This window comes from Paenibacillus tundrae (assembly GCF_030812775.1).
GTDB lineage: Bacteria > Bacillota > Bacilli > Paenibacillales > Paenibacillaceae > Paenibacillus > Paenibacillus tundrae_A.
This window is the reverse complement of the sequence record NZ_JAUSTI010000003.1, coordinates 430,417-454,976: the sequence shown is the minus strand read 5'-3', so window position 1 is coordinate 454,976 and position 24,560 is coordinate 430,417. Positions and strand designations below refer to the sequence as shown.

General features: G+C 45.2%; 22 protein-coding genes. 3 read left to right on the top strand and 19 right to left on the bottom strand.

The features are described 5' to 3' along the window. Positions 1 to 10: 10 nt before the first annotated feature. From J2T19_RS08000 to J2T19_RS07980, 5 genes are read right to left on the bottom strand one after another with little or no spacing between them, the layout of a single operon-like run. Entirely contained in the window at positions 11 to 679 is a 669-nt protein-coding gene (locus J2T19_RS08000) for a 3'-5' exonuclease (protein ID WP_307214480.1), read from the bottom strand. 27 nt (positions 680 to 706) lie between these two features. Continuing rightward, positions 707 to 1,288, bottom strand: coding sequence for a histidine phosphatase family protein (locus J2T19_RS07995; RefSeq protein ID WP_307214479.1), 582 nt, complete (start codon positions 1,286 to 1,288; stop codon positions 707 to 709). A gap of 7 nt (positions 1,289 to 1,295) precedes the next feature. Further along, on the bottom strand, positions 1,296 to 3,515 hold the full coding sequence (locus J2T19_RS07990) for a class I SAM-dependent methyltransferase (protein WP_307214477.1): 2,220 nt from the start codon (positions 3,513 to 3,515) through the stop codon (positions 1,296 to 1,298). A gap of 33 nt (positions 3,516 to 3,548) precedes the next feature. Beyond that, positions 3,549 to 4,361, bottom strand: a complete 813-nt coding sequence (locus J2T19_RS07985) for a phosphotransferase family protein (protein ID WP_307214475.1) — start codon at positions 4,359 to 4,361, stop codon at positions 3,549 to 3,551. A gap of 47 nt (positions 4,362 to 4,408) precedes the next feature. Further along, positions 4,409 to 4,855: a RidA family protein gene (locus J2T19_RS07980; RefSeq protein WP_307214474.1), complete on the bottom strand. Its 447-nt coding sequence runs from the start codon at positions 4,853 to 4,855 to the stop codon at positions 4,409 to 4,411. A gap of 291 nt (positions 4,856 to 5,146) precedes the next feature. Here J2T19_RS07980 and J2T19_RS07975 point away from each other — a divergent pair, with 291 nt between their 5' ends. Beyond that, positions 5,147 to 6,091 carry a glycoside hydrolase family protein gene (locus J2T19_RS07975; RefSeq protein WP_307214473.1) on the top strand — a complete coding sequence of 315 codons (945 nt, stop codon included), beginning with the start codon at positions 5,147 to 5,149 and terminating at the stop codon, positions 6,089 to 6,091. A 269-nt stretch (positions 6,092 to 6,360) separates the two neighbouring features. On the opposite strand, the gene J2T19_RS07970 is transcribed toward J2T19_RS07975, so the two are convergent. Further along, positions 6,361 to 6,705 (bottom strand): hypothetical protein, encoded by a 345-nt coding sequence (locus tag J2T19_RS07970; RefSeq protein ID WP_307214471.1) that lies wholly within the window; start codon positions 6,703 to 6,705, stop codon positions 6,361 to 6,363. Positions 6,706 to 6,827: 122 nt separating this feature from the next. Between J2T19_RS07970 and J2T19_RS07965 the strand changes: the two genes are divergently transcribed. Next, entirely contained in the window at positions 6,828 to 7,226 is a 399-nt protein-coding gene (locus tag J2T19_RS07965; protein ID WP_307214469.1) for a hypothetical protein, read from the top strand. A 218-nt stretch (positions 7,227 to 7,444) separates the two neighbouring features. On the opposite strand, the gene J2T19_RS07960 is transcribed toward J2T19_RS07965, so the two are convergent. From J2T19_RS07960 to J2T19_RS07905, 12 genes are all read right to left on the bottom strand, one after another. After that, positions 7,445 to 10,621, bottom strand: a complete 3,177-nt coding sequence (locus tag J2T19_RS07960) for a bifunctional cytochrome P450/NADPH--P450 reductase (protein ID WP_307214467.1) — start codon at positions 10,619 to 10,621, stop codon at positions 7,445 to 7,447. Between the two features lie 403 nt (positions 10,622 to 11,024). After that, entirely contained in the window at positions 11,025 to 11,750 is a 726-nt protein-coding gene (locus tag J2T19_RS07955) for a LutC/YkgG family protein (protein ID WP_307214465.1), read from the bottom strand. Next, on the bottom strand, positions 11,743 to 13,257 hold the full coding sequence (locus tag J2T19_RS07950; protein WP_307214463.1) for a LutB/LldF family L-lactate oxidation iron-sulfur protein: 1,515 nt from the start codon (positions 13,255 to 13,257) through the stop codon (positions 11,743 to 11,745). The genes J2T19_RS07955 and J2T19_RS07950 overlap by 8 nt, the downstream gene beginning before the upstream one ends. After that, positions 13,254 to 13,982: a (Fe-S)-binding protein gene (locus J2T19_RS07945; RefSeq protein WP_307214461.1), complete on the bottom strand. Its 729-nt coding sequence runs from the start codon at positions 13,980 to 13,982 to the stop codon at positions 13,254 to 13,256. The genes J2T19_RS07950 and J2T19_RS07945 overlap by 4 nt, the downstream gene beginning before the upstream one ends. 18 nt (positions 13,983 to 14,000) lie before the next feature. Then, on the bottom strand, positions 14,001 to 14,762 hold the full coding sequence (locus tag J2T19_RS07940; protein WP_307214459.1) for a DeoR/GlpR family DNA-binding transcription regulator: 762 nt from the start codon (positions 14,760 to 14,762) through the stop codon (positions 14,001 to 14,003). Between the two features lies 1 nt (position 14,763). Further along, the gene (locus J2T19_RS07935; protein WP_307214457.1) at positions 14,764 to 16,257 is read right to left on the bottom strand and encodes a rhamnulokinase; all 1,494 of its coding nucleotides are present in this window, start codon (positions 16,255 to 16,257) and stop codon (positions 14,764 to 14,766) included. Positions 16,258 to 16,508: 251 nt separating this feature from the next. Further along, entirely contained in the window at positions 16,509 to 16,979 is a 471-nt protein-coding gene (locus J2T19_RS07930) for a DUF2500 domain-containing protein (protein ID WP_307214455.1), read from the bottom strand. Between the two features lie 151 nt (positions 16,980 to 17,130). Further along, positions 17,131 to 18,933, bottom strand: coding sequence for an oligoendopeptidase F (pepF, locus tag J2T19_RS07925; protein WP_307214453.1), 1,803 nt, complete (start codon positions 18,931 to 18,933; stop codon positions 17,131 to 17,133). A 518-nt stretch (positions 18,934 to 19,451) separates the two neighbouring features. After that, positions 19,452 to 19,808 carry a winged helix-turn-helix transcriptional regulator gene (locus tag J2T19_RS07920; RefSeq protein ID WP_307214452.1) on the bottom strand — a complete coding sequence of 119 codons (357 nt, stop codon included), beginning with the start codon at positions 19,806 to 19,808 and terminating at the stop codon, positions 19,452 to 19,454. 318 nt (positions 19,809 to 20,126) lie between these two features. After that, entirely contained in the window at positions 20,127 to 20,690 is a 564-nt protein-coding gene (gene hxlB, locus J2T19_RS07915; RefSeq protein ID WP_307214450.1) for a 6-phospho-3-hexuloisomerase, read from the bottom strand. A 4-nt stretch (positions 20,691 to 20,694) separates the two neighbouring features. Continuing rightward, positions 20,695 to 21,327, bottom strand: coding sequence for a 3-hexulose-6-phosphate synthase (hxlA, locus tag J2T19_RS07910; RefSeq protein WP_056701023.1), 633 nt, complete (start codon positions 21,325 to 21,327; stop codon positions 20,695 to 20,697). Between the two features lie 391 nt (positions 21,328 to 21,718). Further along, positions 21,719 to 22,801: a lactonase family protein gene (locus J2T19_RS07905; RefSeq protein ID WP_307214447.1), complete on the bottom strand. Its 1,083-nt coding sequence runs from the start codon at positions 22,799 to 22,801 to the stop codon at positions 21,719 to 21,721. Positions 22,802 to 23,011: 210 nt separating this feature from the next. Between J2T19_RS07905 and J2T19_RS07900 the strand changes: the two genes are divergently transcribed. After that, a complete protein-coding gene (locus J2T19_RS07900) occupies positions 23,012 to 23,941 on the top strand; it encodes an AEC family transporter (RefSeq protein ID WP_307214445.1) in 930 nt (309 codons plus the stop codon). On the opposite strand, the gene J2T19_RS07895 is transcribed toward J2T19_RS07900, so the two are convergent. After that, positions 23,919 to 24,506, bottom strand: a complete 588-nt coding sequence (locus tag J2T19_RS07895; protein ID WP_307214443.1) for a DUF2062 domain-containing protein — start codon at positions 24,504 to 24,506, stop codon at positions 23,919 to 23,921. The genes J2T19_RS07900 and J2T19_RS07895 overlap by 23 nt on opposite strands. Positions 24,507 to 24,560: the final 54 nt, after the last annotated feature.

Sequence of the window (24,560 nt, the reverse complement as noted above, 5' to 3'; positions counted from 1 at the left end):
AGTTCGTCCCCTAGTTATCATTCAGATACATCTCTGGTATCACGAACCGTTTCATTGAGCGTGCAGTATCGGCTGTAAAATGATTCAGTTCAAGCGCTCGGTACTCATCAAGAATCCGTTCAAATATAAGAGCAATAATGGTACAATCTGCGAGTGCATCATGTCTCTGAATACCTTCTGTATCCAAGTTATAGTATTGAATCAAGAAATCCGTGGAGATCACTTCCGTTATCTCAGAATGGATGTATGTAAACATTACTTTGGTATCCAGCACAGCATTGTTAAACATCGGCAATCCATACTGCTCACAATGACGTCTAAGTATTGGCAAATCATACTCATATCCCGCTTGGGTCACAAGTACACGATCTCCGATGAAATCAGTGAAGGCCTGAAAGGCTTCTATAAAAGAGGGCGCCGTAATCATATCCTCATTGGTAATACCCGTTAATTGCGCTACAGCTTGCGGAATCGGTTTTTCAGCTCGTGATAAAGTCGAGAACGTCTCATATAGTTGATCACGATTGTTGTATAACATCGCTCCAAATTGCGTCACACTTTCTCGATCGGGTAGAATGCCGGTTCCTTCGAGATCGAATATGCAATAGGTTTGCCCCTGTAAAGGTGAAACGTGTAGATCCTCGATTGTGTATGTATCATTCAGAAATGTTGTTTTCATTACTGTCACCTCCCTACTTTTTAATCATTAGTGCTTCCATAACCGGCTTACTTGCTCAAGTTTTTGTTCATCATTGAATTCCAGCTTATAGATGTCTGGCATCGAGGTACTTCCCCAGAACTCATAATCATAGGAAGTGTCATAATAATTGAAGATCAGCGTCATTACATCACCATGTGTGCCAATCACAATCTTTTGCCCCGTATGCCGTTCTAAGATGTCTGTTATCACTTGAACTGCACGCTGCTGAGCTTGAATGGTGGATTCACCACCCGGAAAGGCGAATGAGCGATCTTCGTACAGCTTACGCTTAGCTGATTGAAAGTTGGTATGCCGCACATTGGAACTAGATAGTGCACGCTCACGCAAGTCTTCAATGGTTACGATCTTAGCTCCGACTTGATCTGCCAGCCCTTGAACGGTATCCAGCGCGCGCTTATATGGACTTGAATAAAATAGATTAATACCCTCATCAAGAAGTAAGCATGAGACCGTCTCGGCATCATGCTTCCCTTGTTCTGTCAATCCACGTTCACGCTCCAGCCCTTCCACATACTCGGATTCTGCGTGTCTTACAAAATACAACGTCGTCAAGACCTCGTTGGTCATGCATGTGTCAATCCCTTCTCTTCTCGATCACGATTAGGCAGGTGCTATCTGGCAGTGAAGTCTCCCGCCCTTGTTCATCCATGAATTCAATTCGTCCGCTAAGTGCTTCAGTGTATCCCTGTTGCAGGAAATGCTGCAATGTAATGATCTGCGCTTCATCGCCCAACGCTTCACGAATACATTGCTCATAGGCAGATGGTGTAAATACGCCAAATTGCTCCTGAATCTCGTGCACATAGGCTTCCTCACCCCACGTGTATGTGTACAGAAACTCCATCGCATCATTGATTGGAAGCAGCACCTCATCCTCAGACAATGCTTCATACGTTATCTTCCGTCCTTGGAAGTCCTGCGTATATCGTTCCAACCAACGTTTCCCGTCAGGTTCAAGAAACCGAATGCGCCGCATCTGATCTACAGGTTCGGACATGATTCCGTCACGGATGAGGATGCGCCCACCCGGAGATAACACGTTAAACGAGCTTTGGAGAGCAGCAATCACCGTATCCTGATTGAATTTTCGACCATCCTGTTCAATATAGGAATACAATTCATGCAGAATCGATGAGAAAATAACGGTATCCACACTTCCAGGCTGTACGTATTGATGCAACTGAAGTGCATCCCCTTTCATAACCTGCCAGCGATGACCTTCCAGTTGCTTCTTACGCTCTAACGCTTCGATTACATTCGTCGAGATATCAATTCCAATCGGCTCCAGCTCAGGCTTCTCCTGTTCAATCAAGTCCAGTAATACCCCACCACCTGGGCCGATATCTAACACCCGTTTGCCTACCATATAATCGAGCAGAACTTTTTTGTAGTCTCCCGAGCTATTCATATCTGCAAGATACGTCTCTTCATTATGAAATCGATCATAAGCATCACGCCGTAATCCAAACAGATCAAATAACAACAGCACAGCCTTGTCATACAAGGGGGATTTCTCTGCTTCAATACAGAAGGCAATTAACTTCTCGGCAGCCGGCGAAAATTCAAAATTCACAAATACGGTATCCGGTAATTCAGGGTTATACTCTACCCGATGAGTTAAATGAGGATATACGATCTCTTGATCTGATTCAATCTGCGCCCATGACCACTGTTCCAGATACTTTTCAATCATTCTTTTCTTGTACACATTCAGTTTCTTAACACCTTTGTAGTCGTAATACATGCTGTTCATCAAGGGTTCGAAGCTAATGTGTTGAACTAGCGAAGCGGGACGTTCGTTGGTAGGCGCCGTGCCATTGTGCACTAGTGATTGGGTCGGGACTCGATGTATGGACAGCAACAGAACCTTAATCATCTCCTGCAATGAAAAGTCCTGCAACGCGGACTCTACATACCACAAGGTTCGGTGTTCTAATGGCGATAGTGCCTGTTCTATATCCCACTCATCTTGTATTGCTTGATAAGCAGAATATACATCCTCACCTCTGCGGATTGAAGCACTTCTCAAACGAGACAACCGCTCCTTCATTACCCAATCCGGATGATCTGGCTCCGTCACGATCCAGCTTATAATTTCTTGCACTTCGCTACCCACTTGTTGCCACAATTCAGAATTCACGCCAGCAATAATGCATTCGTTTAATGTCATGAGTATGGTATGAAGCTCATTCTCGGACAGCCATCCTTTTGTAATAAACGCATGTAGCGGTGTGTTCCCTGCAAAAGGAATTTCCCCACGGATATACTGACCCACGAGTCCGTGAGTTGCAATTAGCGTTCGAATAATCTCATATCGTGTGGTGTGATAATTGGAGTTATGGGCAGTCGATTTGGTTGAAACCTCATGCGGTAGATTTTTGTTATCACGAGTATGATTTATTCTTTCCTCGCTGATCCCAAAGTGACCCTTGCTGTGGTACAGATCGTACAATTGTGCAGAACCGATGTTATGCACGAATAGATTGATACCTGCTCGCTGCCACGCACGGCGTTGGTTCATCGATCCCGCTTTGGCAATTTCTGACCAAGCCAGCACTTCCTCCACAATTTCACGCACCCAAAACGACACTTCAAGTCGATCCAGCACCTGAAGCGTGCGTTCCACATAATCCAAAACGAGATTCGTTTCTTCAAGCTCCGCTATCGAATGAATACGTTCAAGATTAATGTTCACTTGCTCGGCTTCCACAAGCAGTTTCAGCCAGGGTTGCTGCTCTGCCTCTATGATGTGTTCTGATTTGAATAATTGAATGGCTTCTAAGGATTGCAGCATACAACTTTCACCTCGTTATGTAATGTCAATGAATCAGTTTAACAGCATCAGACGATCGTGTATAAAAGTAAGCACTCGCTCAGCCTCTCGTTCCGATAAGTGTTCATCCAGTCGAGCAGCTGCAACAGGTAAGATCCACGCGTCTATATGCTCCCAACGTAAGCCGGAGATTTGTAAATAATGTTGGATATACCGATCTACCAATGTATTGCGAGATGCCTCAAAACCTAACTTCATCGTGGGATCGACATCTTCAGGTAATGAACCGCTCATTAATATTACCCAACTCCGAGCGACATCACCCGCTGGATCGCCTGACATACCTGTCATCCAGTCGATCAACCATAGTTGATCTTTGGCTTCACTATACATGACATTATCATGGTGAAAGTCCCCATGACAAATCTGCTGGCGCTCAGGAAGGCTCGTTATATACATCATAATTCGTTCTTTATCTTGATCTGACAGTAGTGGAGCACGGTGAATGGAACCGATCAGTATCTCTTTCTGTATTGGGAGCGTTCCCTCATGATCAGATAGAGCATGTAGATCATAATGACATCGTGCCAAACGTGCCGAAAGTTCCTCCATTAAATGCGCCTGCTGGATCATCAGTAACAACATTGTACTACCATCAACTCGCTCAAATATGATACCGTTGCGTCCCTCGCTCTCCACAAACGACACAACGTGAGGTACATTTAAACCTTTCTCGCGAACTAACTCGGTAATGCGAAACTCTCTTTGTACCGCATCCAGTGGATATCCCATTTTGTACAGCTTCATAATCTGAGTAGGCGAATATTCATAGACATCAGCGGTGTTACCTTGACCTAGTAGTCTCATGAGCGTCTCTCCCAACAAACCGTGTTATGAACCGTTTACATTAAAACCTAAGACTCTACCTCGAAAATAGAATCAATAATTAATGGCAGGTTATCTCTGACAGACACGGCGCCGAACACAGAACGAGCATGAACTCCGCCATCTTCAAATACATCCATCATGAGATCCGAGAAGCCATTCAGCACTTTGTGATGTTCCTGATAAGCAGGTGTTGCGTTAATGAAACCTTGCACTTTGACGACGCGCTTAACACGATCAAGTGAGCCGAGTACATCCTGTACAACAGCCAGAACTTCAATGCCCGCATTCCGAGCAAAATCATACCCTTGTTCCGTTGTAAAAGCTTCGCCAAGCTTGCCACGTTCTTGCGTGTTTGGCCCTTTTCCAGATACATACATGATGCCATTCACAATGACTGCGTTTGCATACTTAGCTGCGGGTGCACTTGCTTGTGGCAATATAATACCTAATTCATTCAATCTCGTCTGAATCATTTTCATCTCTCCTATGACATTCTAATGATAGATAAACATCTACTCATTCCTAACTAAAATAAATATTAGCATATTTTTCCTTCCCATCGTACACGATGTTTTATTAAAAGAAAGTCAGAAGGACTACTACATAATATGTAATTTCATCACAACTTTAAATTAATACATATATTAATTCTTGATAATTGGAGTATCTATATTGTAATTCCATTCATTTTCTACTAGGATAGATTGAAGATATGGCTTAGTTGATTAAAATTATTCTGCTTTTATTCGATAGGAGGCGTAATAATGAGTGCACCTTTATTTCGAGATCCAATCTATGATGGAGCTGCCGACCCGGTTGTTGTATGGAATCATGTGGAACAAGCGTGGTGGATGATCTACACCAATCGCAGAGCTACGGCAGGAGGCCCCAAGTTCGCATGGGTTCACGGCACAGATCTAGGCGTAGCTTCTTCATTGGATGGAGGACAGTCCTGGACATATCGAGGTACTTTAACCGGGCTAGAGCATGAGTGGGGACATAATACGTTCTGGGCACCAGAAATTTTTTGGCATGATGGAATTTATCACATGTATGTCAGCTACATCCAAGGCGTGCCTCATGATTGGCCAGGTCATTCTCGTCACCTTTTGCATTACACTAGTCCTGATCTATTGACCTGGACATTCCATGGCACATTGAAGCTTAGCTCGGATCGTGTCATAGACGCTTGCATCTACCCGCTTCCTGATGGACGCTTTCGCATGTGGTACAAAGACGAAGCCAACGGTGCTCATACCTATGCAGCTGACAGCTCTGATCTCTATCACTGGGATGTCGTTGGCCCTGTAATAACAGGTTCAGCTCATGAAGGCCCTAATGTATTTCGATTCCGCGATTCGTATTGGATGATTGTGGACGAGTGGCGGGGACAAGCCGTTTATCGCTCGGATGATCTAGAGCAGTGGGAGTGGAACAATCAAATCCTGGATCAACCTGGAGTTCGAGTCGATGATGGTGTAATTGGTCTGCATGCTGATGTGGTTGTACAGGATAATGAAGCTTATATTTTCTATTTTACTCATCCCGATCGTGTTGAAGGTGTCGACCATGCTAGTGAACCGGCTCGTCGTTCTTCGATTCAAGCAGCCAGGTTAGATGTCGTTGACGGTAAACTCATATGCCCAAGAGACGAGGAATTGAACATACGTTTGCGGCCAGAGAATGAACTGCGACACAGTTCCGTATAAATAACAACAAAAGCCTAAACGAACCTGACTGCAGGCACGTTTAGGCTCTTCTTCTTTTATCCATTACCTCTGATAAGCTTCATATGTTATGATCAATAACTCTATCCATCTATGAGAGTACATATACCCATAAAGGAACTACGATACCTCAGTGAGCAAACAGAGATTATTATTGATGCTGGTTCGTACGAACTCAAACTACATTCTCCGATTTTAATTGACGTACATGTAGTTCGCTTTATCTTCTTTTGAAATTGGAAACGTGCAATCTAAGCTTTACGTTCCCATGCCGGATGACGATAAAATTCAATGGTATCGATAAAGTTTACTGTATATTGCTCTTCAACCTCCGCTAGATTCAGCAATTTACGGTCGATCTCCTTCATACCCATCACGACATCATGTCGAAGAAGGTCCATTGCAATTTTCCCAACAAAACTACCGTCAAGTTCCTTATACTTTGTACGGAATTCTTCATTGTAGATCAGTTCGGATGTGAAGGATGCCTCCACAAAGGCATTCACAAGTGTAAGTACATTCTGTTCAATCTGCACAGCAATATAATAATTTCCACGTTCATCTCGAATGAGATCTTTGTACATTTCCACGATCATTTCAAATCACTCCTTATGTCTGTAATCCAATTAGGTTGTTAATGAACATGGGCTAACCGATACTCACCCCTTGCCCCTATCCATTCATATATTAGGTATAAATGGAGAACGGAGGACTACTTATGAACAGGAAACCGCTTCATACGGGTAAAAGCCTTCAGCAACGTTTGTCTGAACTTCAAGGGAAGCTCGCGGAGCTTAATGCTCCCCTGTCTGGTCTAGAGCCAGGTCGCATCGCGCGTGTGTACACACGACATTTTATTAAAGTCAATCGGCAGTTATTCATTCCACTTAGTCTTTATTCCATTCGTGTATTTGATATTCCTCCAACTTGTCGAGGGGTTCGTGTAGGAATTCGTACGGTCTTTCCGTCTGGAAATGAATTTAATAATATCCGATTAGTAGGTATAGGCCGAGATTACCTAGAACTACAAGGCAAAGGAAAATTCCCTTCCCGCATTCTGTTTCCCCTAAGCCAAGTGGAGTCCATTTATCGATCAACAACACACAGAAAAAAATAAATACTACTGGATGATTATCAGATCAAAATATCAAAGCAGAGTTGAAGTATAACTTTGAAATCTGGCTCAACTCATCATGTATTGCTTGGCGTTCATAGGCCATAAAGAAAGCGGTGAGGAACAGAGCTTTCTCTGACCCACCGCCTGTACATAGACTATTACAAACTTTACAACTAAAATTTGAGCCTATTTTAAAGTGAGCGATATGGTTATGACATTTAAATCCCTGTCCACACGTCCTTCGCGTAGCGCCCCTCTTGTAGTAAGCGATCGAGCCATGCATCAGCTTCTGCTGCTGTATGACCACCCACCTCAGCATATGCCTTCTTCAGTGTTTCTTCTACATCCGGAGCCATTTTACTACCATCACCACAAATGTACAAGTGTCCACCTTGTTCCAACAGTGGAATTAACTGATGGGCATCATCCCGCATTAAATGTTGCACGTAACATTTCTCTTGCCCATCCACGCGGGAAAAAGCTGTATGCAGCTTAACCAGTTGTTCTTGTTCCGCCTTTTCGAGTTCATTCTTGTACAAATAATCATGCGCTGGATTTCGACATCCAAAGTACAGATGACCCTCACCCACTTGTTGCCCTTGCTGCTTCAGAACATGACGCGCTTGAAGGAAACCGCGGAATGGTGCAACTCCTGTACCCGGCCCAACCATGATCACAGGAACCTCCGCATGCTCTGGCAATCTAAATCCTGACTCAGGTGTCCTAACAAACATCACTACCTCTTCACCTGGCTGAAGGTTTGCAAGATAGTTCGAAGCAATGCCTTTGTATTCTCCTTGTCCACTCCAAGCTGGCGCACGTACCACACTAACCGTAATACTTGCTTGTTCAGGCTGCACATGCGGTGAACTGGATATGGAATAATATCTGGCTTTCAAGGACGGTAACAGTTCCAAGAATCGTTCAAACGGTAATTCACAAGCTTCATATTTCAACAAATAATCCAGCATTGAAATCCGTTTATTCCGTACTTCTGTCATGTATACGGACTCGTCCAATAGTGCCTCAAGCTCCTTCTTATGAGGAGGACATACCGTATATGCGGCTAACTCTCGTAATTGTGCTCGTGTTGCTGCTTCCTGAAGCTCAACACTGTGGCACAATAGATCATACAGGTTGACTGGCTGATGCAATGGAAGATGTGCTGCGCTCCGACCTGATGCATCCAGAACCAGATGCTCTGTGCCAGTGAATCCGTATCGCTGAAGTACACGTTCTACGAGGTCTGGCGGATTTTGTGGCAGAATACCGAGATGATCGCCTTCTTGATAAGTGATTCCTTCTGGCAGCTTAATCTCCAAATGGCGTGTACTCCGCTCGCTTCCAGCATCATGGAGCTCCCGATTCTCTAACACCTGAGCAACATGAGCATCATACGTTTCGGCGAGAGGCGTAACAGCGAGACCGCTGACGAACTGCACAGATAACGAGCTGCGTTCGCTATTTGAGCTTGTGTTCAGCTTCAGATCCATCGTGCGGGCAAGATCAGGCCACAACTGCTCAGTCCAATCACCAACCTGTTTCTCAAAATCACCACTCGCATCACTTTCGCCAAGTGGGGATACACGCTCTGCACCTTTCGAAGATAGTTGTTCGTCGATTAAACGAGGGATCCGTTGATATGTGCTCGCCCAGTTATGGTCTCCGCAACCAAGCACAGTGAACTTCACACCTTGGAATTCACCTACATCAGCATGCTCAATCCAATCAATGAAGGCTTTGGCATTGCTTGGCGGCTGTCCGTTATAGGATGCACTAATGATGACAACGACGCCTTCCTTAGGCAGCTTGCCTACTCGATCATCCAGCGCAGCAACCTCACTTCGGAAGCCCTGATATCTAGCATGATCTGCAACCTCGCGCGCAATGCCTTCGGCCGTTCCCAGATTAGAACCATATAACACAAGCATAGGAGTGTGATGGGCATTAACAGCATCGGGCTCCTTTTTCTTCGCTTGGGTCGGTGTTTCCTCCATAGCCACGCCTGGTACAGCCATTACTGGTTGTCCTCCGCGTGCACGAACACGAATCGTAAAGTTATCTGGCTTAAGTGTCAGCGTCTCTTTTACTTTCAATTGATAGTCAGCATGATCGATCAATTCAAAATGTTTCAAGACCATGCCCAGCACTAACGTTGCTTCTTGCAGCGCAAACTGCTGGCCGATGCACGCACGTTGACCATTACCAAATGGTTTGTAGGCATCATGTGGTACCTTGCTTGGATCTTCGAAACGTTCTGGTCGGAACTCCTCGACGTCTTCTCCCCACGCTTCCACATCCCGATGAAGCTTCGGGATTAGTACACTGACACTATCCCCTTTTTGTAGCGGATATTGCCCATCTAGAACGGTATCCTCCTTCGCATACAAGGAGAACGCTGGAGCCGTTGGCCACAGTCGCAGCGCTTCGTTCAATACCATACGTACATACTTCAGATTACGAACCTGATTGTACGTTGGAACTGGATCTTTCAATATTTGATCGGCTTCCGCTTGAGCCTTGGCCAGTTTATCCGGATTCTTCATCAGATAGTAGATTGCAAAGGATAACAAACCACTGGTTGTCTCATGACCAGCAATCAGGAACGTAATGATCTGGTATCGAATATTTTCGTCGTCCAGTGTCTCCCCAGTCTCGGGATCTTTGCCACTGAGCATATGAGACAACAGATCGTCTGCCCCTTCTTGTGGCTGTTCTTTGCGCTCGGCAATGATATGATCCACCAGTGAGAACATGGAGCGAATGTCCTGCTCGAACTGCTTTTTCTTCGTAATCATTAATTTGTCTTGCAGACGTAGACGCTGGAGTGAACTCATGGATTCATCCAGCGCACGTACCATACTTGTAATGAACGGATGAGGCTCTTCCCGGTAAAAGCTATTAAACCGATAATTGAAGCCGCACAATCCAATCGTGTCCAGCGTCAAGCGTGTCATATCATCAGGAACATTCACCGTCTCATCCGGATTCAGACGTGACCATTTCTGAACTAACTGTACCGCTAAATCAATCATTTTGTTGTGATACCCTTGCATTGCACGCTGGCTGAAGCTTGGAAGCAACACATTATGAGCCTTTTTCCAATTCGGCTCCTCCGTCCAGCTTGTGAATAAGCCATCTCCTGCAAAAGCACGCACCTTGGCAAGCGGTGCCCACACTCTTTTATCAAATTTGGATTCATCGGTTACCTCGGCTACGAGCTTATGGCCTGAAATATATAGCTCGCTTCGTCCGGGATAATCCATTCGGAAGATGGGGCCGTACTCCTCGGCTATTTTGACTAAAGATTGTACCGGCTCATCAAAATTTAATTGCGGCAGATTCCCCAGTGGGCCAAAGGTTTTGGGTTGTGGTACTGAAAATGATGGCATCATGCTCACTCCTCTTTCCAAGTAATGAGTACTACAAGAAATAATGACTTCCTCAGACAAACCTAACTCACGATTCATACATTAGGTATAGCCGCATAACTTCATTCTCTGCAAATATTCACATTTAATCCAAATTACCGAAAAACAACGTTTAGACCAACTGACCAAATCGGTATAACGGTCATTTTTGAGTAAAAAAAATGAGTCGCCACTCAGGGTATTTATAAAACGCTTGGATAAATGCCCTTTCCTTCTCTCTTTTACCCTAACATTTCCAGTCCTAATCTTCAACAGTCTCAAAGTCATAGGACTATAGAACAACAAAAACTGCCCTCAGCAGACGATTAGCCGCTTCCGGGCAGTTCCGAATAACATTATAAAGCTAGATATACTGTGATAAAGGTAGTTAGCCCATAATAAGTCCATAGACAATACCCGGTCCATGTACACCGATGGTCAGATCATTTTCAATATCCGAGGAACGGCTCGGGCCAGAAATAAAATGAATACCCGCGGGAAGATTTTCTCGTCCAACCGCATCGAATCGATTCAGCGTTTCTCCTAGTCTTGTATACAAACGTTCCACCGGAATAATAATGATTAGAACCGTAGGAAGCAGACTAACCGATCTTCCTTTTTCAGGTGAAGACAGCACAGTCACAGAGCCTGTATAAGCCGTCGCATAATCTGCCATAACAACGCCGATATCCGCTTCCGCTGCACGTGCTCGCCAGTTCTCATCCGGTTTCGTGTTCCAGACAGATATTTGCACATCGGGAAGAGCTTGTTCGAGCCCCAAATCGGTCATCGCTTGCTCATTTTGTCTAATGAGATATTTGGCACCAAGCTCATTCGCCTTTGTAGAAATAAACTGTGAGGCTTCCTCTAAATTCTGAACGCGTGCGATATGTGCTCCTACACTCACAAAGTTTTCAGTAAACGCCTGGATACGCTTCTCCTCATCCCACTCCAGCTCATCCCAGAATGAAGGCGCACCACGAAATGGCTGCGTTGGCGCATGTCTCTGTCTGGGTCTTCTCAATTTGGAAGCAATGTCATTCATGAAATGCTCTTGCTGCTCACGAGACTTCTTCTCTAATTGATTCAACCACTGCTGGTGTTCACTACTCATGCTTGCCACCTCCTTCCGTACGTTCACGCAGGATCTGCTCCATGCGATTCTGGACGGATGCATCCATCTTCTTCGGCTCCAAATTTAATTCCTGATCCAGCTTGTTCCATTGTTGCCGGAAGGAACGTTTCGCTAGACTCGGTGCAACCCGGTAACTATTCCATCCTTTTAGCGGGCCAAGCTTCAGTGAGATACCGTTGTTACGCACAACAGCCTTCTGACCTAACTGTCCGAGACGTATGGCCGCGCTGAATCGTTTGGAATTGGATACAACCGCGGCGAACCCTTTCATGCCTGCACTTTCAAGCTTGTTGCCATGACCTTCTTCCACTTTGCGTCTACGCAAATACACAAGCATATCATGGAGCGGAATTTTGACTGGGCACGCCTCATAACATGCTCCGCACAAACTCGAAGCACTTGCAATATCATTCCATTCATCAATGTTGCCATTCAATGCAGGTGTCAGCACAGCACCGATGGGCCCACTATATGTTCCCCCATAGGCATGACCGCCGATATGACGGTAGACCGGACATGCATTAAGACAAGCACCGCAGCGAATACAGTTCAACAATTCCTGGAATTCTGGATCACCGAGTTGGAGGGAACGACCGTTGTCTACAATAATAATGTGCATTTCATCTGGGCCATCCCCATCTTCACTCCGACGAGGACCGGTTATACCAGACATATACATCGTAAGCTTCTGACCTGTTGCCGAACGTGGCAATAGCGTAGCCATCACCTCCAGGTCTGTCCACGAAGGAATAATCCGTTCCATGCCCATCAGTGTTATTTGTGTTTTGGGTACCGTGGATACCATGCGAGCATTACCTTCATTTTCGAATAGCACCATAGATCCTGTCTCTGCGATGGCAAAATTACAGCCTGTCATGCCAATCTCAGCTTCAAGGAACTTCTCACGTAGCTTTTTGCGAACAAAGCCAGCAAGCACGGTCGTGTCCGGCTCTAGAATTTCGCCTGCTTCTTTGGATAAGAGATCAGCAATCTGGTATCGGTTCTTATGAATGGCAGGAATAACGATATGAGATGGGGCTTCACCAGCCAATTGGATGATGTACTCACCTAGATCCGTCTCAATCGCCTCGATTCCTGCCGATTCCAAGGCATGATTCAAATGAACTTCTTCAGAAACCATGGACTTAGACTTTACAACAGAAGCAGCATCGTTATGAGCAGCAATATCAAGGGCAATCGCAGCCGCCTGTGCGGAGGATTCTGCAAAATGAATATGAACTCCGTTTGCGCGTGCATTGTTTACGAATTCATTCAGATAATAATCCAAATGAGCGATCGTATGCAGACGAATCTGACGTCCGCGCTCGCGCCATTCATCCCAGTTTCCATGCTCCTCGGAAGCTGACTTCTTCCCATTCCGTAAACGTTCCGTCGTGAATCTTACGGCTTTGCGTAAAAAATCATCGTTCAACGCAAGCTCCGCACGTTCTTTTACCGTAACATCCATTACACCTGGCTGGCTCATCCGGTCTGCACCCCCTCATACAGCAATTCGGCCAAGTGCATCACTCGCACCGGTTCATTGCGGTATCGCAGATTACCTGCGATATTCATTAGACATGCCATATCAAGTCCAACTAATACCTCTGCATCTGTTTCTTTGATATGATCCACTTTCTCTGTGACCATCGCGCCAGAGATGTCGGACATTTTGATCGCAAACGTCCCCCCGAACCCGCAGCAATCTTCACTGAACGGGAGCGGAACAAACTGCAATCCTTTTACCGCAGATAACAGAGCCATCGGTTCATCTTTTACCCCGAGCAGACGGCTACCGTGACAGGATGGATGATAGGTTACCTTATGTGGGAAATGTGCTCCGACATCGGTAATCCCTAACACTTGGACAAGGAATTGTGTGAATTCATACGCCTTCGCTTCCAGTCTTTTGGCCTTCTCCAGCCATTCTGGTTCATCGGCAAATAGTTCAGGATAATGATGAATCATATACGTACATGAGCCTGAAGGACACACAACAAAATCACTGTCATCAAACGCTTCCAAAATCGTTTTGGCTGCAACCCGTGTCTCATCCCAATAGCCACTATTATAAGAAGGCTGACCACAACACGTTTGTACAGGTGGGAAATGCAATCGAACGCCATGAGCGGCAAGTAATCTAACCATCGCTTCTCCAACACGAGGATAGATGGCATCACTTAGACAGGTAATAAACAAGGAGACTTTCATGATTACGCCCTCCATCTCTTAAACAATCGTTAATTCTATGTTATGTCCACTCAACCGATCTATAAGATCGTTGGCTAACGGCTGATCCGTAATGATCGCGTGAACAGTACCAAGCTCAGTTACACGAGCAAAAGCACGAACTCCGAACTTGCTTGTGTCTGCAAGCAGAATAACTTGATCCGATATAGCAACCATCTTCTGCTTCAATCTAGCCTGAAGCTCATTGGACTCGCTAATACCTCCGCTCTCCAGATGAACGCCTTTGCAGGACAAGAACAATTTATCGACGTGGTACGTCTCCAAAGAGCGCTCCGCCAGTGGCCCTACAAAAGACAACGAACGTCCAGCCAACTGTCCTCCCGTAGAGATTACTTCGATTCGATCCTTACTACTCAGCTCTGTGGCTACTTGGATCGAGTTAGTTAACACCGTAAGCGGAATGTCTGGCATATTGGCGGCCATGTATCCTGCTGTTGTACTTGCATCCAGCAGAATGCGATCACCGGGGCGAATCATGGATACCGCTGCCAAGGCAATCCGTTTCTTTTCTTCCGCTTGCGTCGTTTCTCTCACCCGATACGGAATCTCAGGTTGATCCTCCTTAATGCTAACCGCCCCGCCATGAGATCGCTTTAACCGTCCGGCTTGCTCTAATCGATCCAGATCACGACGAATGGTTTCTTCCGTCACACGGCAACGTTCACTCAGTTCGGATACTCGCATACTGCCGGTTGCATTGACCAACTCTACAATCCGGTCATACCGCTCTGCTGCTAGCATGTTACACCTCGCTCTCAGATTGAGCCAGGTATGAATCTGTAATGCGTAAGAATCTGCCGTACGCTTCTTCCCAAGTTGTTCTGTCTTGTGGTTCATACGTTGTAATCGGGAATGAATCGCGGATGGCTCTACGAGCTTCCCAAATATCTTTAAAAGCTCCACTTGCCATCCACTGCACCGCCATGTTTCCGATTGCACTCCCCTCTGCGGGGCCAGCCCATACCGGTTTACCAATTGAATTCGCTGTCCACTGACATAACAGATGATTCTGAATACCGCCACCCACCATATGCAATCCGTTAAAAGATTGTTTGGAGAGCTGTTCCGTCCATCCCATTACTCTTCGATACTTCAGTGCAAGACTCTCCAAAATCGAACGAGCAATCGCACCTTGGTCTTGAGGCAATGTCTGCCCCGTATCCCGGCAATATTGTTGTATACGCGTCGTCATATCGCCAGCAGCAAGGAACAGATCATCATCCGGGTCAAAAAGACTCGCAAATGGCGTCGAGCGTTCTGCCTTCGCTAACAAATCAGCATAACTGATCGCTTGTCCTTGACGCTCCCACTCACGCATGCACTCCTGTAATATCCAAAGCCCCATAATGTTCTTGAGTAGTCGGAACGTACCTCCTGCCCCGCCTTCATTCGTGAAGTTCAATGCCAAGCTCTCTGCGCTGATGGCCGGTTGATCAATCTCCGTGCCCATTAATGACCACGTTCCACAACTAAGGTAAGCAAATGAACGCTCCGTAGCAGGTACCGCTACAACAGCTGAGCCTGTATCATGCTCTGCTACCGCAATCACCGGAATGGCGGAGATCCCCAGATCACCACAAATGCTGTTTCGAACCTGACCTATACGTGTTCCCGGCATCACGACCTCACCGAATAACTTATCGGATATGCCAATATGCGCTAATAGCTCTTGATCCCATTGAGCCTTCGTTGGGTTATATAGCTGAGTTGTCGTAGCGTTCGTAAATTCATTCACAGCTTCCCCTGTCAAAAAGTAACGAAGCAGATCCGGAATCATCAGAAAGCGTTCTGCTTCATTAAGCAACGGCGATTGATGGCGACGAAGTGTAGCTAACTGATATATCGTATTAAAACTGAGAAATTGAATTCCTGTACGCTCGAATATTGCCTCCGAGGTTAACTCTTCACGTACCTGCTCCATCATGCCGTTAAACTGTGCATCACGGTAATGATACGGATTACCTAACAGTTCGCCATTACTACCTAGCAACCCATAATCCACAGCCCAAGAATCGATAGCCAAGCTCTCCGGCTGCTCTCCCGATTGCTTCACTAGATTTAGTCCTGCCAATAACTCATGATGTAACCGCAGGATATCCCAATGCATCCGCTCTCCGACCTTCACCGGTTCATTCTTGAATCGATGGATTTCGAGCGTCTCCATGCCTCGATCATTCAGATGCCCAAGAAGCGCCCTACCACTGCTTGCGCCAAGATCATACGCCAGTACACTCACGGCTATATACCCACCTTTCTATATCATTGTATAATGAGGCATTTCTTTATCTGTCGTTTCTCTATCAATCGCTGACTTCATTTTTCTGTACTTTGGCATGTGCTTTGTTGTTTGTTTATTTTTGTTTTATACTGTTTAGCTTTATTTTACGAGTATATCATTGTTGTAAGCGTTTGAATACCCTGTGTTTCTTTCTTTTTGCTGAATACAAAAAGACTCCTTTCGCCTAGAAGGAGCCACAATTCTCTTATTTACGTATAGAAACGTCCAGTACTGATCCCAGACTGCTGCTGTAGATCTCGTTCAAAATGCTTAAATCTAGTTCCCTGATAGGTAAGCATTCCCTGATCTCCTTCGACCAAGGCTCCATAATCAGTGCCTCCAACCATCAGTTCAATACGTTCCGCGTTATCCAGTTCAAAGGTCACGTAATAATAGGTTGAAGCTCTGCTATTTGCTCCTCCTCTTACCTGTGTCCGCTTCGCCACGATTGTAGAATGTAATGTGAGCAATGCAGCAGCATTGTTGGCTGACCAGGTGCGTACGTTTGAAATGATCACATAAGCAATGATTCCCGCAATTCCTACAAACACCACACCAAACATTATTGGTATCCACGCGCTCAGCATTTCGAATGAACCAAATCCTGAAAAGAAACCACCTTGACTGCCCTCAAATCCTGGTACACCATTCATGTCGCCAAAAACACCGAACCCATCCATAGTTAATACACCAGAGATGAACATTTACGTTGTAAAATCATTCATCATCGTTCCTTTCGCTAGAAATGAGATGCACCGCCTCCAATTTCAAGGAGACGGTGCATGTAATTAACCTACTTACCTTGTCCGTCCATATACTATATGACCCTAGTTAGGAATACAGACGTTCGAGTTCATCGACCAGACTGCCAACATAAGCTACAGCCGAGCGAATGGGTTCTGGCCCGGACATATCCACACCAGCAAGCTTCATTAATTCCTGCGGATCAAGGCTTCCACCCGACTTAAGTGCTTCGAGCCAGCGATCCACTGCAGGTTGTCCTTCTTCACGTATACGTACAGCAGCGGCAGTGGATGCCGTTAGTCCTGCCGCGTAGGTGTATGGGTATAATCCCATGTAATAATGAGGTTGTCTCATCCATGTCAGCTTCGCACCTTCGTCAATGACCAGTTCCGGCCCCCAGAACTCGGCGAGAATATCACCTTTGAGCTGGCTCAAGGTTTGGGCTGTAATCGGTTGATCCTTAGTCGCTAGAGCATAGACACGACGCTGTAATTCCCCTTCTAATAGATGGGTAACAAAGTTATGATAATAGGTATTAAGGAGCTGCAAAATAACCCAGCGGCGCATTCTCGGATTGTCGGAACGTTGCAATAGATGGTCTGCGAGCAACATCTCATTCATTGTTGAAGGTGCTTCTATGAAATATAAAGAAGGTCTTGTGTTCGTTAGACGCTGGTAGCGCCCAGCAAGCATGAAATGTCCAGCATGTCCCACTTCATGAGCAAGTGTGAAGGCTCCGCGCATATTATTCGCCCAAGAGATGAGAATATAAGAGTGTGCGCCGTAGATCGAGGAACAGAACGCTCCCGTGGATTTGCCTGCGTTATCCGCATAATCTACCCAGCGATCATTAAATGCCCGCTCTACAATCTCGCCATACTCTGGCCCAAGAACGGCAAGTGCTTCTTGAATTAACTTACATGCTTCTTCATAGGTTATCGCTGGACTGAATTCTGGATCAAGAGGAGCCTTCAGATCACAGAACATGAGCTTGTCCAAACCGAGCTCTCTTTTCTTAAGGGCAGCAAGTCTTCTCATATGTGGAGCGAGTTCCTTCTGGATAATATCCAGCACATTGTTGTACATTTCTTTGGATACTTGTTGTGAATTAAGGAGCATGTCCGCCACATCATCATAACCCCTTAACCGGGACATCACGACCTGTTTCTTCACTTCTGTGGCATAACCCTCAGCAAACGTATTTTTGTAATCGTTCAGCTTGGCACTGAATGCCGTATAGGCTGAGCGACGTAGCTTCGTATCCGATGACATCTCATAATTATTCTCATAAAAAGACCAAGAAAGTGGACGATTGTTGTCTTCCTCATCGAGTGCATCTTCGAACTTCATATCCGCTAGTTTACCTCGCAGATAGATCCGGTACGGTGAATCCAATACCTCTCCAAGTGAAGCCAGTACCTTCTCGGTCTCGGGAGATAAGCGATGTTTCTTGTCTTTAATTAATCGATTCAAACTGCGGGCATAAGGCTGGAGACCTGGAAGCTCCTCCGTATATCGTTCCACTGTACCTTCAGGAAGATCTGTAATCTCAGAATGAACAAAGGACAACGACGATGACAAATGAGAGAGGATGTCCCCTGCTTTTGCAGAATTCTCAATATTCACAGGATTCGTACTGTCTTCTGACTGCTTCAGTCGAGCATAGGAAGCGGTCTTCACGATCCGTTCCTGAAGTGCTTCTAAGGCGTCGAGACAAGCCAATAACTGTTCTGGACCTTCACCTAAGCGACCTTTGAATGTTTCGACATGTGCAGCCGCTTCAGGGAGAGCACTAAGCTCTGCTTCCCATTCTGTATCGGTTGTAAATAAATCTTGCAAATTCCAGGTGGTTTCCTCCGCGACTTCAGCGCGTGTACGTATTTTTTCCATCGTTTATTCGTCATCCTCCTAACATTTACAATATCTCTCATCCTATCATATTGAGAGCAAGTATACCTGACATCTCCTAAAATGAGACTTTTGATTCAAATTTTGTTCAATATAATTTGTTCAATATAAATTGAACAAAAGGATATTTACACTTACCACTCCGATGACAGAATAACCTTCCGGTCGCTGTTATCCCCAGATTTTTTTGATTCCCTTTTCCAAAGGGAAAATCCGAGGAGAGCTTATGCTTTCGAAGTAGCTTTCTTGCAGAAAGCTTTCAGCCGAATGCTCAGCTTCTCCATGTTATTTCTGTCCTCTCCGTTCTCGTGTAAATGTTTCGTTCAATCTATGTAGGTAACATCAATTCTCAGACTATATGCAGAACGTCAAAAAATCGCAGGTTATGAGTGTGTCCCATACGAACCCTGCGATTGAAGTAATTTCTATACTATTTCTAACATAAATATATTCGGGCGTAAGTATTGAGCAATCCCAGATGATATTACTTACGGAGACAATTATTCCTTCCAGATCACATTCTCACCATAATTCTTACCCCAGTTATACATCGCATGTAGCACTGGCATTAGACTCTGTCCGTGGTCTGTCAGGGTGTATTCTACACGCGGAGGTACTTCAGCATACACTTTACGCTCAATTAATTGATCTTCCTCTAGTTCGCGCAGCTGGTTCGTCAGCATTTTCTGCGTAATATGAGGGATCAGTCGTTTCAACTCACTGAATCGTTTGGTACCTTCCAAACCTAAGTGCCACAGAATGATCAATTTCCATTTTCCGCCAATCACAGCTAGCGTTAGTTCCTTCTCACAATTGATCTCTTTCAGGTTAATCCGTTCCTTGACTTCGGATGCCATTCACCGAGCCCCCTATCTCCAAATCGTATATCGCGAACAACACCTATCATATGCACAATGCACACAAGTAAGCTCGTCGTTTCATACATCATAATAAGTACATACTGTAAAATAAGTGTTCAAAAACCTTTTGAACATTCTATATAAAATGAAGCTTGTTATTAATTCTACTACAGCAGGGGCAAGATGCAAAGTCAGACGAAAAATCAGACTACTGGTTCACTTCATGGAAAAAGACCGGAGCCTTTATTATCAAAGGTTTCCGGTCTTCCATTGATCTGTTTATAACTCTTCATTGATCATACGATCACAAATCTACTATTCTAGGTTAGCGTGCCGTCCAAACATGTCTGATCCGGTCATACGCTTCATTTCCATCAAGGTAAGAACGAGTGCATCCATGCCCAGTAACAATCCTTGCTCAAACAAGGAGCCCATTGGTTGGATGGTAACATCCGCTCCAGCAGTGGCGGTATCCTCTTTGGCTGAAGCTGGGATGCGTACGACAGTATCCGCTATTTGCCCGATCGTAGACTCTGGTTTAATGGTAATCAGGCCGACAGGTGCTCCAGCTTTGTTCGCTTTTTGAGCCATTGCTGTCAGACTGCCTGTCTCCCCTGAGCCAGAGCATAGCAACAAAAAATCTTTTGGACTAATGCCTGGTGTAACGGTCTCACCTACAACATAGACCCTCAGACCCATCTGCATCAATCTCATGGCAAAAGCTTTACCCATCAGCCCAGATCTACCTGCACCTGCAACAAAGATCTGTTCCGCTTCCAGAATATGCTCAGCCATCGCCTGCATTTGCGCATCGTCGATCTGGCTTAACGTACGCTCCAGCTCCTTCAGGATATCTGCTGCGTATTGGTTTGTGCTCATATGCTTAGCCTTGGCGTACAAGACGTTGCATTTCAGATGCAACTGCTGCTTTGTCATCCTGACCTGTAATTCCGCCACCAACGATTACGAGATCCGGTTGTGCTTTGATTACTTCTGGAAGTGTGTCGAGCTTGATTCCACCCGCTACAGCTGTTTTTGCATTTTTTACAGCACGTTTGATCGTTTGCAGATCTTCAAATGGGCTTTGTCCTGCTGCTTGTTGGTCATAACCTGTGTGTACACAGATGTAGTCAACGCCAAGTGCATCAATTTCACGTGCGCGTTTTTCAAGATCAGGTACGTTGATCATATCCACTAGAACTTGTTTGTTCTGTTTTTTAGCTTCTTCAACAGCGCCTTTGATCGTCATGTCATTGGTTGCACCAAGAACAGTTACCAGATCTGCACCCGCTTCAGCTGCTTTCATGATTTCGTAACCACCTGCGTCCATAATTTTCAGGTCAGCTAGAACTTGCAAGTTAGGGAAAGCTTCTTTCATTGCTTTAACCGCGTGCAATCCTTCGTTAATCACGATTGGTGTACCAATCTCAACGATGTCAATATATTGTTCAACTTCTTTAACAAGTGCGATACCATCAGGGATATTAACGAGATCCAATGCGAGTTGTAATTTCATAATTTATTTCTCCTTTGTTGTTCAAATATGAGTATGGGTACTTGCTGTAAAGTGACTCTAAATGTTTAACTTGCACCGTTCATTATGCTTCAATGCATGCAAAGTTTGGTTGTGGCTACTCGTTTATTGTAGACCCTGACTATCCATTCTGGAAGTACGCACTTTGAAGTGAGGTAGTTACTTCGACGATACTATCGACAAATTACAGTTGTTAGAAGAACTATAATTGATTTTTTTATTCACATCTTGGTTCAAAAACATACAGATAGAAACAAGAAACAAAAAGAGATCACTCCTCTCTATAGAAAAGAAGTGATCTCTTAGACAATCCTTTAATAAGGCAATACATTTGAACGATAGATCATACGTTGCCTAAATCAGGATGAAAAGCTTACAGATATACAGGCTTCACACATACCGGCTTGGATACGCCTGTGCTGTGTCCTGTGTATTTCAAACGTCCGCTCTCTTGATCTACAGTGAACGTTACGATGTTGTTTGTGTCACGGTTAGCTGCAATCAGCAATTTACCGTTTGGCGTCAACGCGAAATGACGTGGGTGTTCACCCTCTGCTGATACGTGCTCCACCAGTTTCAGATGTCCTGCTTCAGCATCCACAGCAAACACAACGATGCTGTCATGACCACGGTTAGAACCATAGACGAAACGTCCATCGTTAGAAACTGTAATTTCAGCTGTTGTATTCTCCTTACCGTCATAACCATCTGGCAGTGTAGATACCGTAGATACTTCTGTCAACGTGCCCGCAGTCGCATCATAACGGAAAGATGTAATTGAAGAATCCACCTCATTGATTACATAAGCGAATTGACCGTTTGGATGAAACGCCAAATGACGTGGGCCTGCACCCGCGTGAGTTTTCGTTTCACTGTGTAGTACCAACTCGTTCTTGTCTGCATCAATGGAATAGATTGCAATTTTATCTGCACCGAGATCTTGTACCATCATATATTTGCCATCAGGGCTGAAGAATGCAGAGTGTACATGGGGTTTGTCTTGACGTTCAGGATGTGCGCCTTGACCTTCATGTTTCTTCTCATCCAATAGCTCACCGATTTCACCGTTATCCGTAACAGCTTGCAGACCAACTAATCCACCGTGGTAACTCGATAGAATCAAGTAACGTCCGGATGGGTCGCGCTGGATATGACAAGGAGGAGCGGAAATGGAGTTTTTGCGGTTCAGCAAGGACAACTTGCCTGTCGCAGGATCGATGCTCAGTGCTACCGCTTCTGACATTTTATTGCCTTCAGCAGAAGTTGCTTCACCAATCGCATACAGCTTGTTGCCTTCTGCATCAACGTTAACAAACGTTGGGTTTTTCACCCCAGAGATGCCGTCTAGCTTCGCCAGACTTCCTGTATCCTCATTCAATTCATATGCATAAATGCCCTCATTCTCAGCTTCGGCATAAGAGCCAGTCAGTACGATCAAGCGTTTAGATTCACTCATTATAGTTTCCTCCTCTATGTGTATGTAATCTTGTTGCACCTCTTCTATAATAAATCTGTCATATCAAAATAGCAATCCACCCTCTCTCCATACACTGGAGACAAGCCATAGTACTGTACCCACATTCCATGACTATAGTCATCCATTCATCCTAAGATGAATTTCTGATATGATGAGAGAGGTTTGACATCTAGAAAGGACTGAACGACGTTGTTGCATTCATTTATGTTGACGCTATATCACGTATTTCTCCCCATCTCACTTCCTGTTATTGCAGGTCTTCTACTCAAACGATTCAAGAATTGGGACACCAGGCCACTATCGACCTTTTCCCTCTATATTTTAAGCCCAGCCCTTATCTTTGATACATTGCTTCACGCCGAAATTACATGGACAGACGTCACAAGCACCCTCTGGTTTTCGATTATTAATCTTATCGCCCTCTGGCTCCTTGCCGAATTGCTAAGCCGTGTCTTTAAGCTTGGGGCAAGCGAAAAAGCGGGACTCACCCTTGTCTCCACGTTTACTAATTGTGTGAATTATGGGCTCCCGCTTGTACTATTAGCCTTTGGTCAGCTTGGTCTAGATAAGGCTTCGGTTTATGTGATTGGACAGATGATTATTGTAAATACGGTAGGTATCTATTTTGCAGCACGATCTGAATTCACAGTTCAAAAGGCCATGTTGTCCGTCTTTCGTATGCCATCAATCTATGCAGCAGCTATCGCCATTCTCCTTCGTTCATCCGATCTTCGATTGCCCGAAGCCTTAGATGGAGGCATCTCCATGATTGCAACAGGATACGCTCCCGTTGTGCTCGCCATCCTAGGAGCCCAAATGCTGCGTCCTCGTGCATCAACAGAACCGTGGCTTCCGAACGTTCGCCGTGCCTTTTGGACAGGACTTATCGTACGTCTAGCCGCAGCTCCTATACTGTCCTACTTGATCCTTCGTGCGCTTCAAGTTGAGGGAACGTTATTCAGTGTTCTGCTGATTCTGTCATCCATGCCAACCGCTGTAAATGCAGTGATACTTGCCGAACAATTCAATGCCTCGCCTCAGTTTGTGTCACGCTGCATTTTGTGGACAACCGTCGCTTCTATGGGCATACTGCCTATTATGATTGTGATGGTTTCCTAATTAACATAGCAGTCGATGGAGATGACGCCGCTTGATGGCGTTTCTCCAATCGGCGTTCATACCGACGCTTTAGCGCCCTGACATAGAAGAATTTGACCACAAAATAAGAAATTAACCCCAGCGTTGCCCCAAAGATCGACATGCCTGCCAAAATATCAAGTCCACCTAACAACAGCTCACTCAGAGCTGACCAATTCCCACGGAACAATTCCATCCATGCACTCTCATGCACAATCCCATTCCCCATACGATGTGCCGGTAAGATCCAAGAACCTATCTGCTTCGCAAGCGGCATCAGAATGATCGGTAAGAATGTAAGCTTACCAACAACATTTCCTACAATTGCGGCTGGCAAAGACCCACCTGATAGCCGAACAATCGGATAAAACACGAGATAGATTAGCGAAGCGGTAGAAATAACGATCAGTTCCAGTCCAAAGCCTATGGCGAACCCCGTCGACACTTTGTGAGCGCCACCTGGAGCACGTAATAATTTAAGGAAATTCAGCTTCATGGCACGATGCAAACGTGCAAATCGGGTGTTTTTATTTTTCTGATTGCTCATACTGAACTTCCCTTCATCTTACCCAAAATGACGGCTTTACCCGTCTATACTTCT

What these genes read in the sequence shown, in the direction of transcription:
- J2T19_RS08000 (WP_307214480.1), bottom strand. Translation starts at nt 679, where the DNA reads ATGAAAACAACATTTCTGAATGATACATACACAATCGAGGATCTACAC.
- J2T19_RS07995 (WP_307214479.1), bottom strand. Translation starts at nt 1,288, where the DNA reads ATGACCAACGAGGTCTTGACGACGTTGTATTTTGTAAGACACGCAGAA.
- J2T19_RS07990 (WP_307214477.1), bottom strand. Translation starts at nt 3,515, where the DNA reads ATGCTGCAATCCTTAGAAGCCATTCAATTATTCAAATCAGAACACATC.
- J2T19_RS07985 (WP_307214475.1), bottom strand. Translation starts at nt 4,361, where the DNA reads ATGAGACTACTAGGTCAAGGTAACACCGCTGATGTCTATGAATATTCG.
- J2T19_RS07980 (WP_307214474.1), bottom strand. Translation starts at nt 4,855, where the DNA reads ATGATTCAGACGAGATTGAATGAATTAGGTATTATATTGCCACAAGCA.
- J2T19_RS07975 (WP_307214473.1), top strand. Translation starts at nt 5,147, where the DNA reads ATGAGTGCACCTTTATTTCGAGATCCAATCTATGATGGAGCTGCCGAC.
- J2T19_RS07970 (WP_307214471.1), bottom strand. Translation starts at nt 6,705, where the DNA reads ATGATCGTGGAAATGTACAAAGATCTCATTCGAGATGAACGTGGAAAT.
- J2T19_RS07965 (WP_307214469.1), top strand. Translation starts at nt 6,828, where the DNA reads ATGAACAGGAAACCGCTTCATACGGGTAAAAGCCTTCAGCAACGTTTG.
- J2T19_RS07960 (WP_307214467.1), bottom strand. Translation starts at nt 10,621, where the DNA reads ATGATGCCATCATTTTCAGTACCACAACCCAAAACCTTTGGCCCACTG.
- J2T19_RS07955 (WP_307214465.1), bottom strand. Translation starts at nt 11,750, where the DNA reads ATGAGTAGTGAACACCAGCAGTGGTTGAATCAATTAGAGAAGAAGTCT.
- J2T19_RS07950 (WP_307214463.1), bottom strand. Translation starts at nt 13,257, where the DNA reads ATGAGCCAGCCAGGTGTAATGGATGTTACGGTAAAAGAACGTGCGGAG.
- J2T19_RS07945 (WP_307214461.1), bottom strand. Translation starts at nt 13,982, where the DNA reads ATGAAAGTCTCCTTGTTTATTACCTGTCTAAGTGATGCCATCTATCCT.
- J2T19_RS07940 (WP_307214459.1), bottom strand. Translation starts at nt 14,762, where the DNA reads ATGCTAGCAGCAGAGCGGTATGACCGGATTGTAGAGTTGGTCAATGCA.
- J2T19_RS07930 (WP_307214455.1), bottom strand. Translation starts at nt 16,979, where the DNA reads ATGGATGGGTTCGGTGTTTTTGGCGACATGAATGGTGTACCAGGATTT.
- pepF (WP_307214453.1), bottom strand. Translation starts at nt 18,933, where the DNA reads ATGGAAAAAATACGTACACGCGCTGAAGTCGCGGAGGAAACCACCTGG.
- J2T19_RS07920 (WP_307214452.1), bottom strand. Translation starts at nt 19,808, where the DNA reads ATGGCATCCGAAGTCAAGGAACGGATTAACCTGAAAGAGATCAATTGT.
- hxlB (WP_307214450.1), bottom strand. Translation starts at nt 20,690, where the DNA reads ATGAGCACAAACCAATACGCAGCAGATATCCTGAAGGAGCTGGAGCGT.
- hxlA (WP_056701023.1), bottom strand. Translation starts at nt 21,327, where the DNA reads ATGAAATTACAACTCGCATTGGATCTCGTTAATATCCCTGATGGTATC.
- J2T19_RS07905 (WP_307214447.1), bottom strand. Translation starts at nt 22,801, where the DNA reads ATGAGTGAATCTAAACGCTTGATCGTACTGACTGGCTCTTATGCCGAA.
- J2T19_RS07895 (WP_307214443.1), bottom strand. Translation starts at nt 24,506, where the DNA reads ATGAGCAATCAGAAAAATAAAAACACCCGATTTGCACGTTTGCATCGT.